Origin of the sequence: Haloglomus salinum (assembly GCF_024298825.1) — an archaeon.
GTDB classification, from domain to species: Archaea; Halobacteriota; Halobacteria; order Halobacteriales; family Haloarculaceae; genus Haloglomus; species Haloglomus salinum.
Genome location: NZ_CP101153.1, coordinates 2,921,914 through 2,937,136, shown reverse-complemented (window position 1 = coordinate 2,937,136; position 15,223 = coordinate 2,921,914). Strand labels below are relative to the sequence as shown.

The following is a 15,223-nucleotide window of genomic DNA, read 5'->3' as shown; positions in this document are numbered from 1 at the left end:
CCATCTCCGACCGGTCGACGTCGTTCAGACAACTCGACTGGCTCTCCCGGTTTCCAGAGACGAGCGTACGCCAGCGCTCCGTCTCGCTGCAGATCCGCCATCGGAGATTCTGCCGGTGACTCTGTCGCCCCACGATATTCACGCAGTCGTGCTGGATCGTGGGATACATTCCGCACGGTACGTGGTTCGACGGGGCCGGTATCGATAGCAGAACACGCGTTCTCAACAGATGATAATGACAATGCCGTTACTTGTACGCGTGGCTATGTTGGACTAACGTATGGGTGGCTTCCAGTTCCATCTGCCCCTGATTCTCATCTCGTTGGCTACCTCAGTCGGGGTACTGACAACGGTCTATGCCGCGTACTACCTCAACCGGTACGAGCGCACCAAACAGGTGATGACGTTCACCGTCCTGGCCGCGAGTATAACATTATGGACATTTTTCGCGCTGTTACAGTTGACTGCGACTAGTTTTGCTCAGTCGTATTGGGCGTACAAGATGCTCCATTTCGGGTCTTTCACCACGGCACCTGCGGTGCTCTTGTACGGACTCTCGATGGGAGACGCACGCCGGTGGGTGAATCGGAAGACGGTCTCTGTTGCCGTGTTATTGTTACTGCCGGTGTTCGTTCTATTATTCACCGACCCCGTTCCAGTCCTCTTCGAAGATCCCCGTCTGATCTCGTTTGGAGCGTTCTCGGTCATCGAACACGGGAACACGCTCATCTATGTGTCGTACCTATCCGCGTTCTACGTCATTGCGACAATCGGACTGTCCTACATCGTCTACCAGACGTGGCCCGACCCGAGTCTCGGTCGAAGGCAGACTGCGATTCTCGTCACCGCGATCTTTGCTCCGATGCTGTTGTCCGTCGCACAGACGTTCTCGCTCCTTCCGTTCGAGACGCCAGGAACGATTCTGACACCCACTTCCTTCTCCGTGGGTATGGCAGGTGTCGGCTACGCAGCGTTCCGCTACGAGGCCTTCGATACGAAGGCCCTGGCCCGCTCTCGGACGATCGAGAACATGAGCGATGGGTATCTGCTCATCGATACGGGTGGGAAGATTATCGATGATAACCAGAGCGCTCGGTCGTTGCTCGATGTCGGGAGTCCACTTACCGAGATGCAGATTTCAGACCTGTTCTCTGCGATAGATGAGCAGACGCTGAGAGGGACGGATTCCGTGCCCTCCTTCATAACGCATATCCAGACAGACGACGGAACGCGGTATCTCGAGATCTCGTCCTCGGATTTCGCCACGGAGACTGAACAGACACTCGGCACGTTATTCGTGATACGTGACATCACGACACGCAGAAAGGCTCAACAGCAGTTAGAAGAGCAACGCAACGACCTCGACATCCTGAATCAGGTCCTGCGTCACGATATCCGGAACGACCTGCAGGTGGTGACGGGGTATGGCGACCTTCTGACCGATCACGTCGACGAGGATGGCACCGAGTATCTCGATACGCTGCAGAGCAGTGCCGACCATGCGGCTGAGTTGACCGAGACGGCACGGGATATCGCCGACGTGATGCTGTCGCGAGAGGATGCACAGCAACAAGACCGGGTCAACCTCCGCAGCACGCTCGAGCGTGAACTCGACAAGATCGAATCCGAATACCCCAACGCGAACCTGACGGTCGAGGGGTCGCTCCCAGCAGTGCAGGTCCGGGCCAACCAGTTGTTAGACTCGGTGTTCCGGAATCTACTGTCCAATGCCGTCCAGCACAACGATAAAGATGTGCCAGAGATTTCGGTGTCAGCGACGAATCACGACGGAAGGGTTGTGGTCCGCATTGCAGACAACGGCCCAGGAGTGGCTGACAATCAGAAAGAGGAGATCTTCGGGAAGGGCGAGAAAGGACTTGACAGCTCCGGGACGGGCCTTGGTCTCCACCTCGTCCATCATCTTGTCACTCACTACGGCGGTGAGGTCTGGGTCGAAGACAACGACCCCGAAGGGGCTGTCTTTGCGGTCGAATTACCGCTGGTCGATACGTCGTGACTCAGTGGCTCGTTCAGATCTGCTCGATCGACAGGTTCGCTGAACCGATTGTTCAGAAGTTTCGGCACGAAACAAGCACGCCTGTGGTACTGACTACACCCTCTATGTCGGTCACGATGGTCCTGACAGCGAACAGTTACGTCACTCGGCGATTGCTGAACTTCACAGCGGGTGCAACAGACATCGATAACGATTGCGGGTCGCAGGGGAGGTCGATGTGGGCGGTCTATCTACCGTCAGAGTTGGCTCTCTCTACTGCGCGTTCGATTCCGCGGAAAACCCCTGTCACGGCGAGATACGAACCGAGCGCGAAGATTGCGGCCGCAAACAGTGCTCCAGCAGTCCCTGTGTCGCCAAGACGGCTCCACGAGGGGAGATACGTGACTGCGAGATGCTCCACTGTCGTCAGTACGATGAACGACATCAGGAGGAGACCGACAACGACCTGAAGGGCTTCTGTATCAACCGTTCGTGACAAGCTAGGGACCATGTGAATCCTCCTCCTCGCAAGGAAAGTATGTGTTTTGAGTCGTGAACGAGGAGCACGTAGATCAAGATTTCAATACGGGGAAAGAGCCCGAGACGAAGGTATCTGCATTGCTGACGACGATCTCCGAGTCGGTCACGACCATACTGTCAGGTACCGATATATTCAGCGGTTCCGAATCGGAGAACGACATCCGCACGAGCGTCAGCGAGCGCGAGTCGCCGGCAGAGCCGGCGAGTTCGACGAGTGGAAATGCGTGTCAGTCGTCGCCCTTCGCCATCGCCTCCGCGACGGGGCCCTCCATCTCGATGCCGCCCGAGAGGTCGACCTGCGGGTAGGGGATGTTGATGCCGGCCTCGTCGAACCGCTGTTTCACGTCGGTGACGTACTCGCCGCGGGTGCGGACGAAGTCAGCCCGCGAGGGGTTCGCGATCCAGAAACGGCTCTGGAGGCCGACGTACGAGTCCGCCAGCTCGGTCAGCCGGACCGAGGGCTCGGGGTCGTCGAGGATATCGTCGTGGGCCTCGGCCTCCTCGAGGATTATCTCCGTGGCCTGCTCGATGTCGTCCTCGTAGCCGATGCCGAAGACGAACTTCATCCGGAGCTTGTCCTTCGCGACGGGGTTCTTGATGACGCCGTCGGTCAGCGTGGAGTTGGGGACCGTCAGGAGTTCGTTGTCGAAGGTCCGGACACGGGTGACGCGCAGCGAGATGTCCTCGACGATGCCGGACCGGTCGTCCCACTCGACCCAGTCGCCGATGCGGAACGGCTTGTCCGTGTAGATGAACACGCCGGCGACGAAGTTGGCGATGACGTCCTGCATCGCGAAGCCGATGGCCAGCGTCGCGGCCGCGGCGACGGTGGCCAGCGACTGGAGGATGCTCCCGAAACCGGCCAGCCCGAAGGCGATACCGATGGCGACGAAGACGACGACACCGCCGATGACCTTCTTCAGTGGTCGCTTGGCGTGCTCGTCGAGGTCACGTCGGTCGAGGAACCGGCCGAACAGCGGCGTCACGACGACGCGACCGAGCAGGTAGATGGCGACGAAGGCGACGACGAACACGACCGCCGCGGCTACGGGGTCGGCCAGGTTCCCCGGGACGCCGAGTCCCTGCAGGAAGTCGGAGACGAACGTCGTCCCGTCGACGCCGGTCTGAGTGGGGACCAGCGGGAGACTCATCGCCGGAACACCCCGGTATGACCGCGGGTCCGGAACAGCTCACAGCCGGCACGGTCGGCGAGTTCCTCGGCGAGTTCCTCGGTTGTGGTGCCACCGCGGGCGGACCGCAGGAACTTCACTTTCACCAGCTCCTCGCTCTCGAGCTGGTCGCGCAACTCATCGACCACCGGGTCCAGCCCGGCCTTGCCCACCCAGACCGTCACGTCCAGGTCGTGGGCCCGCTGGTTCAGGTCGTCCGTCATGTGCTCCGGCGTTCGTGTGCGTCTGGTTTAAAGGCTACACACCTGGCCAGCGCTCGAAGGGCGTTTCGGGCCCTCGAACGGCGCGACGTGGTCAGTCGTACGGGTAGCGCGCGTGTTCGCCGCAGTCGCAGGTGACGACGACGTGGCCGTCCCGGGTCCGAACGCGGGCGTTGCGTCCGGGAACCAGGTACGCGTCGCAACGGTCACAGGTGAAGCGGCGCAAGCGAGTCGGGAGGGTGAGCCGGTGTCGCTCGGCGACCCGGCGGGCAAGCCGGACGTACCGCTTCGCGCGGTCCTGCCGGTCCGCGCGGGCGGCCTCGCGAGCGAGGTCGTGCAGCCGCTCGACCCGCTCGGTCGCGATGGTCCGGTCGCTCGTGTCCACGGTCGTCTTCCGGACGGGCCCGGGTTGTGCGTTGCGGGTCGGCGTGGGAGCGCCTCTCTGCGAGCAGGGACCTGCCGGAGCCGTCCGTTTCAAGCCCCCGCCCCACGACGCGGCCCGCATGACGGGTCTGTACTACGAGGAGTTCGAGGTCGGCGAGACCATCGAGCACGGGAAGCGCCGGACCATCAGCGAGTCCGACAACCAGCAGTTCTGTGACATGACGATGAACCAGCAGCCGCTCCATCTGGACGCCGAGTTCGCCGAGGACACGGCCTTCGGCGAGCGGCTGGTCAACGGGCTCTACACGATGGCGCTCGGAGTGGGACTCACCATCCCCGATACGACGGACGGGACCATCGTCGCGAACCTCTCGTACGACGAGGTCGAGCACCCGAACCCGACGTTCCACGGCGACACCATCCGCGCGCAGTCGACCGTGACGGACAAGCGCGAGACGAGCGACGGCGAGCGCGGCATCGTGACGATGCACGTCGAGATATTCGCGGTCAACCGGGAGGACGACGAGGGAGAGGACGTGCTCGTCTGCGAGTTCGACCGGACGGCGCTGTCGCTGAAACGGGAGCACGCCGAGGACTGACGCCTCGGGCGGCAGCACAACGGTTATTCACGGTGCCGGCGAGTCGCCGCCATGGAGCCCTCCACGGCGCCCGACGGGGGCGCGCCCGGTAGCGACGAGTTCGACTGGCTGACCCTCGACGCGGACGAGACGGTCGTCTGGGCCGATACGCCCCACGAGATGTCGCTGGTACCGGCGTTCATCGTCGGCATCCCGCTGTCGCTGCTGCTCGTCGGCATCCCTATCCTCGTCGGCGCGTACCTCTCGCATCGGAACATGAACTACGTCGTGACGACGACCGCGCTCTACCGCAAGACCGGCATCCTCTCGCGGAACGTCCAGCGCATCGAGTTCGACAAGGTACAGGACACCTCCTACCGCCAGTCGTTCTTCGGCTCGTACTTCGGCTACGGCACCGTCGACGTGAGCACCGCCGGCGGGACCGGCGTCGAACTCTCCTTCACGAACGTCGCGGACCCGCAGTCGCTCCAGCGCCGTATCAACGAGCGCATCCGCACGGACCGGGACGGCGATGAGGACCGGGACAAGGCCGCCGTCCTGGACGACATCCTCGCCGAGTTGCGGGCCATCCGGACCGCCGTCGAGGGCGACGACGGAGGCGCTGGCACCCCGGCGGTCGACCCCGCCGAGGACCGCGACGCATGACCGACGACCTGCTGTTGCACGCCGACGAGGACGTGCTCTGGCAGGGGTCGCCCCGGCTGTCGGCCGCCATCGGCGCGGTCCTCGGCGGACTGGTGCTCGTCTCGGGGGGCGTCGCGGGGGTCGTCTTCCTCCCGCCGGAGGCATCGCTCTTCGCACGGGCGCTCGTGGCGCTCCTGATTCCGGTCGGCCTCGCGGTGCCAGCCTATCGCGTCGTCGAACTCCGGCGGACCCGGTTCGCGGTCTCGGACGCCGCGGTGTACGCCCGGTCGGGGGTGCTCTCGCGCGAGGTCCGGCGGGTCGGCCTGGAACGGGTGCAGAACTCCGCGTACACTCAGAGCATCACCGGGTCGCTGTTCGGCTACGGGACGGTCACGTTCGAGTCGGCCGGCGGGCCGTCGGCGACGTTCTTCCGCATCGAGACGCCCCGCGAGGTCCGTTCGCTGGTCGACCGACGTGCCGAGCGCGCACGCGACCCGGTTCCCGGAACCATAGAGCAGTGGACCGAGGTGCTGGCCGAGGTCAGGGAACTGCGTGCGGCCGTCGAGCGACGCGGCGGGGGACAGGAGTGACCTCGGTCAGACGAACAGCGTGGCGTTGACCAGCACCGCCAGGACCGTCGGGAGCGAGAGCCCGGCGGGGACCGCGAGCTGCTGGTGGCGTGGCAGGACCCGCCACAGGGCAGCGCCGAGGCCCAGCACGGCCAGCTTCGCGGCGACGAAGCCGGCGTAGCCGGCATGGCCGAGCAGCGTGCGGACGAACGGGTTCCCCTCCACCGCGGCGAGGTACTCCAGCGCGTAGATGGTCGTCGCGAGGTCGAGCACCGTGGCAACCACCAGGATGCCCCACAGTGCGACCGCGATGTCGTCTCGCTCCACCGGCAGCGCGTTCGAGAGTGACTGTGCTTCGAGTCGCAACGCCCCCGGCCGGCGTCGAACCGGCTCCCGGGCCTCCCCGCGGGGATGCACCACCGTCCGCCACCACCACCGAGACTGCAACCGCGTCCACCAGCCGCGACCACCACCACCACCGAAACCGTACCCGCTACCACTTCCGCAAGCGCGCCCGTCGTCGTGACGGCGCCCACCACGGCGACCGTCTCGCACCACCACCGCACTCCCTGCTTCCGATGGGATAGAAAAGGCGTTTCTGACAAGACGGTCAAAACGACCGGACCGATTACGGCCACGCCGTCCCACTCGGTGTGTATGGAAGTTCTCGATACTGTCCGTCGCCGGGGGGAGGATGCAGCGGCGCGTGCCCCGTCATCCGCGACACTCGCCCGGGTGGGCCTCGGCCTGATGGTCCTGCTCGCGGGCGTCCACAAGCTCCTCGCCCCGGGCGCGTGGGCGTTCTACGTCGTCGACTGGCTCGAGCCGTTCATCGTCCTCTCGCCGGTCGATTTCATGCTGCTCAACGGCTGGCTCGAACTCGCCTTCGGTCTCGCCATCATCGTCGACCGCTACACCGCGTTCGCGGCCGCGGTCGCCGCCGTCTCGCTCACCGCGACCGTCGGCTACCTGGGCATCGTCTGGGTCACGGCGGGCCGGTTCGGGGACGTGCTGGCGCGGGACGTTGGCCTCGCGGCGCTGGCGTGGGCGGTGCTGGTGGAAGCGCTGAAGAAATAGAATAGTGGTCGATTATCTGTCTTGTTGCGTGATTATGGCGTTTGCATCTCGTATTATGGCGGTATTCAGTAACTCCGCGGCATCCCGAGTTCGTGCTCGCCGAGGTAGTTGAGTATCATCTCGTTGGAGACCGGCGCGGTCTTCGTCAGGCGGAGGTTCCGCCAGATGTCGAACACCTCGTACTCGGGGGTGAAGCCGTTGCCACCGTGGGTCTGGATGGCGCGGTCGGCGGCCTCGAGGCCGAACTCGCTGGTGAGGAGGCTCGCGGAGTTGGCCTCCGTGCCACACTCCTCGCCCTCGTCCCAGAGCTTCGCAGCCTTGTAGGTCACCTCGCGCGCGGCGGTCAGTTTCGCGTACGACTCCGCGATGGGGTGCTGGATGGCCTGGTGCGAGCCGATGGGCGAGCCGAAGACGTTCCGGTCGTTGGCGTAGTCGACTGCGAGGTCGACAGCGCGGAGACCGCCGCCCAGGGCGGAGGCTGCACCGGCGATGCGCTCGGTGTTGAGCGTGTCCCACAGGAGGTAGAGCCCGCCGTCGACTGTCCCGAGGACGTCGTCCTCGGTCACGCGGAGCCCGTCGATGTCGACCTGGTACTGTTTCTCGAACCACGGGAGTTCGACCTCGACGTGGGTGAGGTCGATGGCGTCACGGTTCGCGGGGTCCTCGACGAGGAACAGGGTCACACCGCCCGTCGGGTCGGACTTGTCGAACTCCGCGGTCCGGGAGACGAGCAGCATCGTGTCCGCGTTCTCGACCCCGGAGATGAACATCTTCTGCCCGCTGACCGCCCACTCGCCGTCGCCCACCTCCTCGGCCATCGTGTCGATGTTGAGCGTGTTCGTCCCGGCGGCGGCCTCGGTCAGGCCCATGCAGAACGTCACGTCGCCGTTCGCGATGCGCGGGAGGTACTCCTCCTTCTGCTCGGGGGTACCGTGGCGCTGGATGCCGATGCCGCCGAAGACGGGGGTGAGGACGAAGACGATGCCGCCCATCGTCCCGGCCCGCGACAGCTCCTCGATGACGATGGTCATCTCCAGCATCCCCAGTCCCTCGCCGCCGTACTCCTCGGGGATGGCGACGCCGAGCCAGCCGTCGTCGGCGAGCGCGTCCCAGTACTCGCGGGGGAACTCGTAGTTCTCGACGCACTCGCGCCAGTACTCGCGCGGGAAGTCGGCCGCGAGGTCCTGCACCGAGTCACGGATCATGTCGTGCAGCTCCGATTCGCCGGTTGCCATGCAGGGTGAGAACGAGCAGCACAACTTAGCGGTTACCCCCCGCACGATGAGGGCGTTTAAGTCGTAGTCCCGGCTGGTGCCGGGTCGGTCGACCACCTCTTGTCGAGTTGGTCGTCCGGAACCGCGTCAGCGACCGCCGACCGCAGTCCCGGTCAGCGAGCCGCCACCGAGCAGGTAGCCGCCGAGTGCGACCAGCCAGAGCATCACCGGATAGACGATGAGTCGCTCGGTCCCACCGTGTCCGAAGGGGCCGAACACGGCCGTGTTCCCCGCGTCCCCGACGACCATCACGACGACGAAGACGAGGCCGAGCGCGCCCGCCAGGGCCGACAGCCACTGCAGCACGCCCGTGAGTCGGGTCGCGAGGCCGAGTGCCTGCAGATTGAAGAAGACGAACGCGAACAGCGCGCCGAGGCTGTGCGGTGCGCCTGTGTCGAGCGGGAAGACGCCCGTGACGACCGCGCCGATGCCGGCGAGCACGAAGGTCCCCAGCAACCACCGCCTGCCGTGTACGCGGTAGAGCAGGTAGCCGCCCGCGATGTTCGCGATGCCGGCGAGCACGAGCAGGCCGTTGAACACGAGTGCCGTCTCCGGCGCGACGCCGAGGTCGCTGATGGCGCCGTTCCGGAAGTCGTACCCCGGCACCATCGCCGCGGCCAGCATCACGACGGTGAGAAAGCCCGCGCCGAGCGCGAAGAACACGCCACCGGCGAGCCGCCGGGTCCCCTCGATGTCACGGGAGTGGGTCGATACCGCTCGTTCCCGCCTCTGTTCCTGTTCCGGGAGTGGTGTCTCGGTCATGGATGGTCACCGAGTGGAGATACGCGTCCCGGCAGGGTGCCAGTAGTGATGATTCTCTTCCGGTGGGGACGGTGAGTGAGCAGTGCTGGCAGCCCGCCACGGGCCCCGCGACGTGAGCCGACCGGTTCGCTACCCGATGGTGGCCCGCCCGACGAGGCGTTCGACCGCCAGTTCGAACAGCCGGAGGGTCAGCCCGGAGATGGACTCGTCGAACACCCGGACGGGGCCGAACCAGTCGTTGACCGTCGCGGCGTCGATTCCGAGTTCGTCGGGGTCGACCTGGTGGAGGTCGCCGCGGACGAGGATGCTCCAGGACTCGTAGTCCCCGCCGTGGCCGTAGACGAGGAACTCGGGACGCTCGGTCGCCGCGAGGAACTCGAGCTTGTCGCTCTCCCCGTCGTCGGTAAGCCGGACGTAGAAGTGGTCGCCGTCGTAGTGGTAGTCGACGGGCACCGCGTAGGCGTCGCCGCCGTCGGCGAGCGAGAGCACGCCGACGTGGTGGGTCGAGAGCAACTCCTCGACCTCCTCGTCGCGGAGCCCTCGCGTCGTGGCGTACTGGATGTTCTCCATGTCCATACGCGAGGCGACGCACCACCGCGGCTTCAACACTCCCGCCGTTCTCGCGGCGTGGGAGCCACGCCGGGCAGCGCGAGGGGTAGACACCCACCGGGAGCCGTCAGGCCCCGACGACGGTCACGCGCGCGACCGAGTGCTTGAATTCGGGAATCTTCGCCACGGGGTCGAGTTCGTCGCCCGTCAGCCGGTTGACGAGCGGGTCCGCGTAGTGGAACGTCGCGAAGACGGTGCCACGGCGGATGGCCGGTGTCACCTCGGCGGCCAGCGTCACGCGCCCGCGGTCGTTGGCCACCTCGACCGTGTCGCCCTCCGTGATGCCACGCGCCGCTGCGTCGTCGGGGTGGACCTGGAGGACATCCTCGCCACGCATCCGCATCAGCGTCCCCGAGCGGCGGGTGACGGCGCCGCTGTTGAAGTGCTGGAGGACGCGCCCCGTCGTCAGCACGAGTTCGTCGTCGGCCACCGGGTCGACCGGGTCGACGTGCTCGACCGGAACGAGCGGGGCGCGCTGGTCGCCAGATTCGAACCGCCCGGCGTGGAGGACGCCGACGCCCTCGTCGGCGCCCTCCGGGAACGGCCAACGCTGGCTGCCCGTCCCGATGCCGTCGTAGCTCATCCCCGCGTAGATGGGCGCCACCCGGGTTATCTCCTCGAACACGCCCGCCGCGCCGTCGTAGTCGAACGGCTGGCCGGTGAGGCGCGCCCCCAGCTCGCGGACGATGTCGAGGTCGCGCCGCGCGTCGCCCGGCGGGTCGGCGTTCGGCCGCATCCGGATGACCTGACGGTCGGTGTTGGTGACGGTGCCGGCCTTCTCGGCCCAGACACACCCCGGGAGGACCACGTCGGCGTGCTCGACCGTCTCGGTGTGGAAGATGTCGTGGACGACCAGGCAGTCCAGCCGGTCGAGCGCCCCGGCGACCCGATTCGCGTTCGGCTCGGTCACGGCGGGGTTCTCGCCGAAGATGTAGGCGCCCCGGACCTCGTCGCCGAAGCGGTGGGTGGCCTCGACCTCCGTCAGTCCCGGTTCGGCGGGCGGTTCGACACCCCACTCGGCCGCGATGCGCTCGCGGGCCTCGGGGTCGGTGACAGGCTGGTATCCCGGCAGGACGTTCGGGAGCGCCCCTACGTCGCCCGCGCCCTGCACGTTGTTCTGCCCGCGCAGGGGATTGACGCCGGTCCCGCGCTTGCCGAGGTTGCCGGTGAGGAGCGCGAGGTTCAGCAGGGCGTGGACGTTGTCCGTCCCGCAGTGATGCTGGCTCATACCCATCCCGGTGAAGGCGGCAGCACGGTCGGCCTCGCCGTACGCTCGGGCGGCAGCGCGGAGCGTCTCCGGGTCCACGCCGGCCAGTTCCGCGTTCGCGTCGACGTCCACGCCCGCGATGAATTCGCGGAACGCCGCCACGTCCTCGACGCGCTCGTCGAGGAACGGCTCGTCGGTCAGTCCCTCCTCGACGAGGACCGCGGCGATGGCGTTCAGCAGCGGGATGTCGTAGCCCGGCCGGACGGGGAGGTGGTGGGTGGCGGCCTCGGTGGTCGCGTTCTCCCGGGGGTCGATGTGGACCAGTTCGGTCCCGTTCTTGATGGCGGGGTAGAGGTACGACCGGAAGATGACGGGGTGCTGTTCGGCGGGGTTGGCGCCGGCGACGAGGAAGACGTCCGCCTCGCCGAGGTCGTCGAGCGTGTTGGTCATCGCCCCTGCCCCGAACCGCTGGCCCATCGCGGCGACGGTCGAGGAGTGGCAGAGCCGGGCGCAGTTGTCGACGTTGTTGGTGCCGAGCAGGCGCGCGAGCTTCTGGAGCAGGTAGTTCTCCTCGTTCGTGCAGTTCGAGGAGGCAAAGACGGCCAGCGCGTCGGCGCCCTCGGTCTCGACGATGTCGGTGAACGACTCGACGACCCGGTCGAGGGCTTCCGCCCACGAGGCCGTCACCAGTCGGCCCGACTCGCGGACGAGCGGCTGGGTGAGGCGGTCCTCGTCCTCGACCATCTGCCACGCGGCACCCCCCTTCGGACAGATCTCGCCCTTCCGATTGACCGGGCCCTTCCAGCCGCGTGCCGACCCCGTCTCCTCGGTGTACTGGAGGCTGCAGCCGACACCACAGAACGGACAGACGCTGGGGGCGCTCCGGAAGGACCGCTCGCTGTCGCTCATGGTGAGGTCTTGGGACGAGTTCACAAATCGCTATCGGGGAGGTGGCCACGAGCGGATGACAGCAGCGTCGCTCGTCGGGTGATGAACCGGGATGAATGGTCGGACTCCCGAGGTTGCCTGGGGGTTCCAGCACGGGTGAGGCCTGCTCGCCTTCTCCACCCCGCGACCCCACGGGCGACAGGTGTCCCCGATACCGATGCTCGCTTCCGCGCCTGACGGGGTTCTCGGGGTTAACCGGGCTCGTACCTCCCTGCAGAGGCCGGTGCCCGGACCGCTGCCCTCGTGGGACGAGGCTTCTACGTTGGCTCGCAGGGCCCGCACTGGTTCTCCCAGACGCGCCCGGTGTTCGGTCCCAACATGAAGACCGTTGGAGGCGATGGAGCAGTGGCCTAACTGCCCGACCTAGTCCGATTTGAGGGTACACCGGTCCGGCTTAAGGGCCTTTCGGGAAGTCGACGACGCGTGGTGGCGTGGCACGTGCCGAACCACCACTGCGGCGGCATCAGAGCAGTCCCAGCGTCCGTGCGTACCAGCCCGCGCTGACCGCAGGCACGACCGAGACGGCGGCGAGGACCCACCGCTGGTAGGTGAGTGACGCAGCGTTGCCGCCGAGGACATCGACCCGCGCGGTGAACGCGAAGGAGACGTCGATGGCGAGGACGAACAGGCCGAACACGAGCGCGGCGCCCGCCACCAGCGCCGGGTCCGAGCGCTCCTCGCGCCCAGCGGCGAAGACGATGATGCTCACGAACGCGAGCAGGCCAGCGGCCAGCGGCGTCACGGCGCCCGACCCGTAGTACGTCGACACCGACGACGCCGTCTCCTGCAGGTACGGCCACACCAGCGCCGCCAGCACGAGCAGACAGCCAACGATGCCCAGCGTCGGGGCCGCTTTCGTCCGGTCCATGTCGGGCGATGCGGGCGTCCGCGTCTTAACGACGGCGTCTCTGGGTGCGCGGGCGTGCTGTGGAGCCGTCGCGCTCGAGGCCCCCCGAGGCACAACGGATAGGGTCCCCCGGCCGGAAGGGCCGGTATGGCCCTCGGAGGCGCGACGAAGAAGCTCCAGCAGATCGTCGACATGGCAGAGGAGACGTACAAGCGACTGAACGAACTGCGCGACCAGGTCCAGCAGATGCGCGAGACGGTCATCGACACCAACCGACGGGTCCGCCGGCTGGAACGGGACCTCGACGACCAGGGGGCGCTCGTCGAGGCGCTCGCCCGCGACGCCGACGTGGACGTCGAGCAGGTGCTCGCGGAGGCGGCTATCGAGGAGGCCGAACCCGGTGAGCCGGACCCTGCACCCGACGCGCGCGCCGATGCGGGGGAGGGCGATGGGTCCAGAACTGACGAGGGAGTCGCCGACGCCGAAGGGACGGGGTCGTAGGGCGTCCGTGGGGGCGCTGCCCCGGTGTGGGCGGGCACTTGATGGAATCAGCCCAGAAGCCGCCGGTGGACGACCTTGATGCAGCGGTCCTGGACGAACGTCCGGCCCGACTCCTCGACACGCGCGCCGGCGTCATCGTCGCGGATGTTCAGCTGGAGCCACACCGCGGCCACGTCGTCGCGCGCGAGCACCTCGTCGACGATGCCGGCGACCTCCTCGCTGGGTCGGAACACGTCGACCACGTCGACCTCCTCCTCGACCTCCGAAAGCGAGTCGTAGGCGGGCCGGCCCTGTATCTCGTCGGCGGTCGGGTTGACCGGAATCACGTCGTAGCCGTGTTCGATGAGATAGCGCGGGACGCCGTGTGCGGCCTTCCCGGGGGTGTCGGACATCCCGACCACGGCGATGGTATCCATCTCGAGTATCTCGCGCAGTGCCGCATCGGAGTCGACAGGCATGCGGGGCACAACTCCCCGACGGGGGTAAAGGTTGGCGCGGCGGTGCGTCGCGGGAGTCGATACCACCGAGAGGCAGGCATATCGGAACCGGGGGCGCCGCCGCTCCCGTGGGTATCTCACGGCCGGTCGCCGGGGGGGATGGGGCAGCGGTGTACCTCGCAGTTTTTATCATCCACGCCGGGCGGAGGTAGTGTAGATGACACGGCCGGGTGCGGTCGGATTCGTGGTACTCCTCGTGGTCGCCAGCGTCGCGCCCGCGCTGGCGCTGTCAGCCGCGGCCGGCGGCGTCGGCGCGCCGGGCGGTCCCGCGGTCGCACAGGTCGGGAACCAGGAGGTCGACTCCACCGAGTTCCGTATCAGGGTCTACGAGAACACCTCGGCACGGTGGACGTTCGTCTACAAGGTGAACCTGAACAACGAGTCCGAGCGCGAGGACTTCCGGGCGTACGCCGACCGGTTCAACTCCCAGGAGACGGAACTCTACACGAACTTCAAGGAGCGCACGCGGAGCGTCACCGCGCAGGGGACAAACGCCACGGGCCGGGAGATGAACGCCTCCGGCTTCTCGAAGGACGCGCGAATCACCACGCTGACGGACAACCAGGGCATCGTCCGGATGAGCTTCCGCTGGTCGAACTTCGCGACGCGCGTCGACGGGACGGTCGAGATGGGTGACGTGTTCGCGGGCGGCTTCTACATCGGCCCGGGCCAGCGGCTCGTCGTGCAGCACGGGCCGAACCTCCGGTTCCAGTCCGCCGCACCACAGCCGATTCTCGACGAGGACTCGCTGGCCACGAGCGACACGCTGACCTGGGTCGGTGAACGGTCGTTCGTCGACGAACGGCCGCAGGTCCGGCTCGTCCCGCCGTCCACCCCCACGCCGACAGATGGGTCCAGTGAACCAACGACGTCGGCGACATCCCCCGCCAACGGTTCGACGGGCTTCCTCCCGATTCTCGGACTCGGCGTGGTCGTGCTGCTCGGCCTCGGAGCCGCGCTGGCCTACGGCGCGGGCGCGCTCCCGGGCCGCGACGATGGCGGGGACGCGGCGGCAGACGACGCGAGCGGCTCCGGCGGTACGGGCGGGGGAGCCGCGGCCGAGGCCGGCGACGCAGGGGCGACGGGCGCGGCAGGCGCCGCGGGCACAGTCGACGCCCCCCCTGAACCGGCCGTCTCCGACGAGGAACTGCTAGAGGACGACGAGCGCGTGATGCGGCTGCTCGAGGAGAACGGCGGCCGGATGAAGCAGGTCAACATCGTCGAGGAGACCGGCTGGTCGAAATCGAAGGTCTCGATGCTCCTCTCGGACATGGAGGAGGAAGAGCAGATATCGAAGCTCCGGGTCGGGCGCGAGAACATCATCTCGAAGCGTGGGATGGAGCCGGATGCCGCGGGGTCGCCGTTCGACGACGAGGAGTGAGGCGGTTGCCGGCGAGCA

At 66.8% G+C, this 15,223-nt stretch carries 17 protein-coding genes and 1 other RNA gene; 7 read left to right on the top strand and 11 right to left on the bottom strand.

Annotated features, from left to right (window positions below):
- The first annotated feature begins 280 nt into the window (after positions 1-280).
- Complete coding sequence (locus tag NL115_RS14185; protein ID WP_254830001.1) at positions 281-2,017, top strand: sensor histidine kinase; 1,737 nt, start codon at positions 281-283, stop codon at positions 2,015-2,017.
- A 746-nt stretch (positions 2,018-2,763) separates the two neighbouring features.
- Here NL115_RS14185 and NL115_RS14180 read toward each other — a convergent pair.
- From NL115_RS14180 to NL115_RS14170, 3 genes are all read right to left on the bottom strand, one after another.
- Positions 2,764-3,687 (bottom strand): mechanosensitive ion channel family protein, encoded by a 924-nt coding sequence (locus tag NL115_RS14180; RefSeq protein WP_254830000.1) that lies wholly within the window; start codon positions 3,685-3,687, stop codon positions 2,764-2,766.
- Positions 3,684-3,929 carry a YhbY family RNA-binding protein gene (locus NL115_RS14175; protein WP_254829999.1) on the bottom strand — a complete coding sequence of 82 codons (246 nt, stop codon included), beginning with the start codon at positions 3,927-3,929 and terminating at the stop codon, positions 3,684-3,686. Before NL115_RS14175 ends, NL115_RS14180 begins: the two co-directional genes overlap by 4 nt.
- Positions 3,930-4,020: 91 nt before the next feature.
- Positions 4,021-4,311, bottom strand: coding sequence for a ribonuclease P protein component 4 (locus NL115_RS14170; protein WP_254829998.1), 291 nt, complete (start codon positions 4,309-4,311; stop codon positions 4,021-4,023).
- A gap of 118 nt (positions 4,312-4,429) precedes the next feature.
- Between NL115_RS14170 and NL115_RS14165 the strand changes: the two genes are divergently transcribed.
- Genes NL115_RS14165 through NL115_RS14155 form a run of 3 tightly spaced genes read left to right on the top strand, consistent with a single transcriptional unit; the run spans position 4,430 to position 6,123 of the window.
- The gene (locus NL115_RS14165) at positions 4,430-4,909 is read left to right on the top strand and encodes a MaoC family dehydratase (protein WP_254829997.1); all 480 of its coding nucleotides are present in this window, start codon (positions 4,430-4,432) and stop codon (positions 4,907-4,909) included.
- A 51-nt stretch (positions 4,910-4,960) separates the two neighbouring features.
- Positions 4,961-5,554 (top strand): PH domain-containing protein, encoded by a 594-nt coding sequence (locus NL115_RS14160; RefSeq protein WP_254829996.1) that lies wholly within the window; start codon positions 4,961-4,963, stop codon positions 5,552-5,554.
- Positions 5,551-6,123 (top strand): PH domain-containing protein, encoded by a 573-nt coding sequence (locus NL115_RS14155; protein ID WP_254829995.1) that lies wholly within the window; start codon positions 5,551-5,553, stop codon positions 6,121-6,123. The genes NL115_RS14160 and NL115_RS14155 overlap by 4 nt, the downstream gene beginning before the upstream one ends.
- A gap of 6 nt (positions 6,124-6,129) precedes the next feature.
- Here NL115_RS14155 and NL115_RS14150 read toward each other — a convergent pair whose 3' ends face one another.
- On the bottom strand, positions 6,130-6,519 hold the full coding sequence (locus tag NL115_RS14150) for a DUF5658 family protein (protein WP_254829994.1): 390 nt from the start codon (positions 6,517-6,519) through the stop codon (positions 6,130-6,132).
- Positions 6,520-6,759: 240 nt separating this feature from the next.
- Between NL115_RS14150 and NL115_RS14145 the strand changes: the two genes are divergently transcribed.
- On the top strand, positions 6,760-7,179 hold the full coding sequence (locus NL115_RS14145; protein WP_254829993.1) for a DoxX family membrane protein: 420 nt from the start codon (positions 6,760-6,762) through the stop codon (positions 7,177-7,179).
- Between the two features lie 65 nt (positions 7,180-7,244).
- Here the strand turns inward: NL115_RS14145 and NL115_RS14140 are convergent, their stop codons facing one another.
- The 6 genes from NL115_RS14140 to NL115_RS14115 form a co-directional block, all read right to left on the bottom strand.
- The gene (locus NL115_RS14140; RefSeq protein WP_254829992.1) at positions 7,245-8,414 is read right to left on the bottom strand and encodes an acyl-CoA dehydrogenase family protein; all 1,170 of its coding nucleotides are present in this window, start codon (positions 8,412-8,414) and stop codon (positions 7,245-7,247) included.
- Positions 8,415-8,540: 126 nt separating this feature from the next.
- A complete protein-coding gene (locus NL115_RS14135; RefSeq protein ID WP_254829991.1) occupies positions 8,541-9,215 on the bottom strand; it encodes a DUF998 domain-containing protein in 675 nt (224 codons plus the stop codon).
- A gap of 129 nt (positions 9,216-9,344) precedes the next feature.
- A complete protein-coding gene (locus NL115_RS14130; RefSeq protein ID WP_254829990.1) occupies positions 9,345-9,791 on the bottom strand; it encodes a pyridoxamine 5'-phosphate oxidase family protein in 447 nt (148 codons plus the stop codon).
- Between the two features lie 100 nt (positions 9,792-9,891).
- A complete protein-coding gene (gene fdhF, locus NL115_RS14125) occupies positions 9,892-11,940 on the bottom strand; it encodes a formate dehydrogenase subunit alpha (protein ID WP_254829989.1) in 2,049 nt (682 codons plus the stop codon).
- Between the two features lie 97 nt (positions 11,941-12,037).
- Positions 12,038-12,353: signal recognition particle sRNA (gene ffs / locus NL115_RS14120), an RNA gene on the bottom strand.
- Between the two features lie 89 nt (positions 12,354-12,442).
- The gene (locus NL115_RS14115) at positions 12,443-12,847 is read right to left on the bottom strand and encodes a DUF7548 family protein (RefSeq protein ID WP_254829988.1); all 405 of its coding nucleotides are present in this window, start codon (positions 12,845-12,847) and stop codon (positions 12,443-12,445) included.
- A gap of 126 nt (positions 12,848-12,973) precedes the next feature.
- Between NL115_RS14115 and NL115_RS14110 the strand changes: the two genes are divergently transcribed.
- Positions 12,974-13,327, top strand: a complete 354-nt coding sequence (locus NL115_RS14110) for a DUF5798 family protein (protein WP_254829987.1) — start codon at positions 12,974-12,976, stop codon at positions 13,325-13,327.
- 47 nt (positions 13,328-13,374) lie between these two features.
- On the opposite strand, the gene NL115_RS14105 is transcribed toward NL115_RS14110, so the two are convergent.
- On the bottom strand, positions 13,375-13,785 hold the full coding sequence (locus NL115_RS14105; RefSeq protein ID WP_254829986.1) for a CoA-binding protein: 411 nt from the start codon (positions 13,783-13,785) through the stop codon (positions 13,375-13,377).
- A 196-nt stretch (positions 13,786-13,981) separates the two neighbouring features.
- Between NL115_RS14105 and NL115_RS14100 the strand changes: the two genes are divergently transcribed.
- Positions 13,982-15,205: a helix-turn-helix transcriptional regulator gene (locus NL115_RS14100; protein WP_254829985.1), complete on the top strand. Its 1,224-nt coding sequence runs from the start codon at positions 13,982-13,984 to the stop codon at positions 15,203-15,205.
- Positions 15,206-15,223: the final 18 nt, after the last annotated feature.

What these genes read in the sequence shown, in the direction of transcription:
- NL115_RS14185 (WP_254830001.1), top strand. Translation starts at nt 281, where the DNA reads ATGGGTGGCTTCCAGTTCCATCTGCCCCTGATTCTCATCTCGTTGGCT.
- NL115_RS14180 (WP_254830000.1), bottom strand. Translation starts at nt 3,687, where the DNA reads ATGAGTCTCCCGCTGGTCCCCACTCAGACCGGCGTCGACGGGACGACG.
- NL115_RS14175 (WP_254829999.1), bottom strand. Translation starts at nt 3,929, where the DNA reads ATGACGGACGACCTGAACCAGCGGGCCCACGACCTGGACGTGACGGTC.
- NL115_RS14165 (WP_254829997.1), top strand. Translation starts at nt 4,430, where the DNA reads ATGACGGGTCTGTACTACGAGGAGTTCGAGGTCGGCGAGACCATCGAG.
- NL115_RS14160 (WP_254829996.1), top strand. Translation starts at nt 4,961, where the DNA reads ATGGAGCCCTCCACGGCGCCCGACGGGGGCGCGCCCGGTAGCGACGAG.
- NL115_RS14155 (WP_254829995.1), top strand. Translation starts at nt 5,551, where the DNA reads ATGACCGACGACCTGCTGTTGCACGCCGACGAGGACGTGCTCTGGCAG.
- NL115_RS14145 (WP_254829993.1), top strand. Translation starts at nt 6,760, where the DNA reads ATGGAAGTTCTCGATACTGTCCGTCGCCGGGGGGAGGATGCAGCGGCG.
- NL115_RS14140 (WP_254829992.1), bottom strand. Translation starts at nt 8,414, where the DNA reads ATGGCAACCGGCGAATCGGAGCTGCACGACATGATCCGTGACTCGGTG.
- NL115_RS14135 (WP_254829991.1), bottom strand. Translation starts at nt 9,215, where the DNA reads ATGACCGAGACACCACTCCCGGAACAGGAACAGAGGCGGGAACGAGCG.
- NL115_RS14130 (WP_254829990.1), bottom strand. Translation starts at nt 9,791, where the DNA reads ATGGACATGGAGAACATCCAGTACGCCACGACGCGAGGGCTCCGCGAC.
- fdhF (WP_254829989.1), bottom strand. Translation starts at nt 11,940, where the DNA reads ATGAGCGACAGCGAGCGGTCCTTCCGGAGCGCCCCCAGCGTCTGTCCG.
- NL115_RS14115 (WP_254829988.1), bottom strand. Translation starts at nt 12,847, where the DNA reads ATGGACCGGACGAAAGCGGCCCCGACGCTGGGCATCGTTGGCTGTCTG.
- NL115_RS14110 (WP_254829987.1), top strand. Translation starts at nt 12,974, where the DNA reads ATGGCCCTCGGAGGCGCGACGAAGAAGCTCCAGCAGATCGTCGACATG.
- NL115_RS14105 (WP_254829986.1), bottom strand. Translation starts at nt 13,785, where the DNA reads ATGCCTGTCGACTCCGATGCGGCACTGCGCGAGATACTCGAGATGGAT.
- NL115_RS14100 (WP_254829985.1), top strand. Translation starts at nt 13,982, where the DNA reads ATGACACGGCCGGGTGCGGTCGGATTCGTGGTACTCCTCGTGGTCGCC.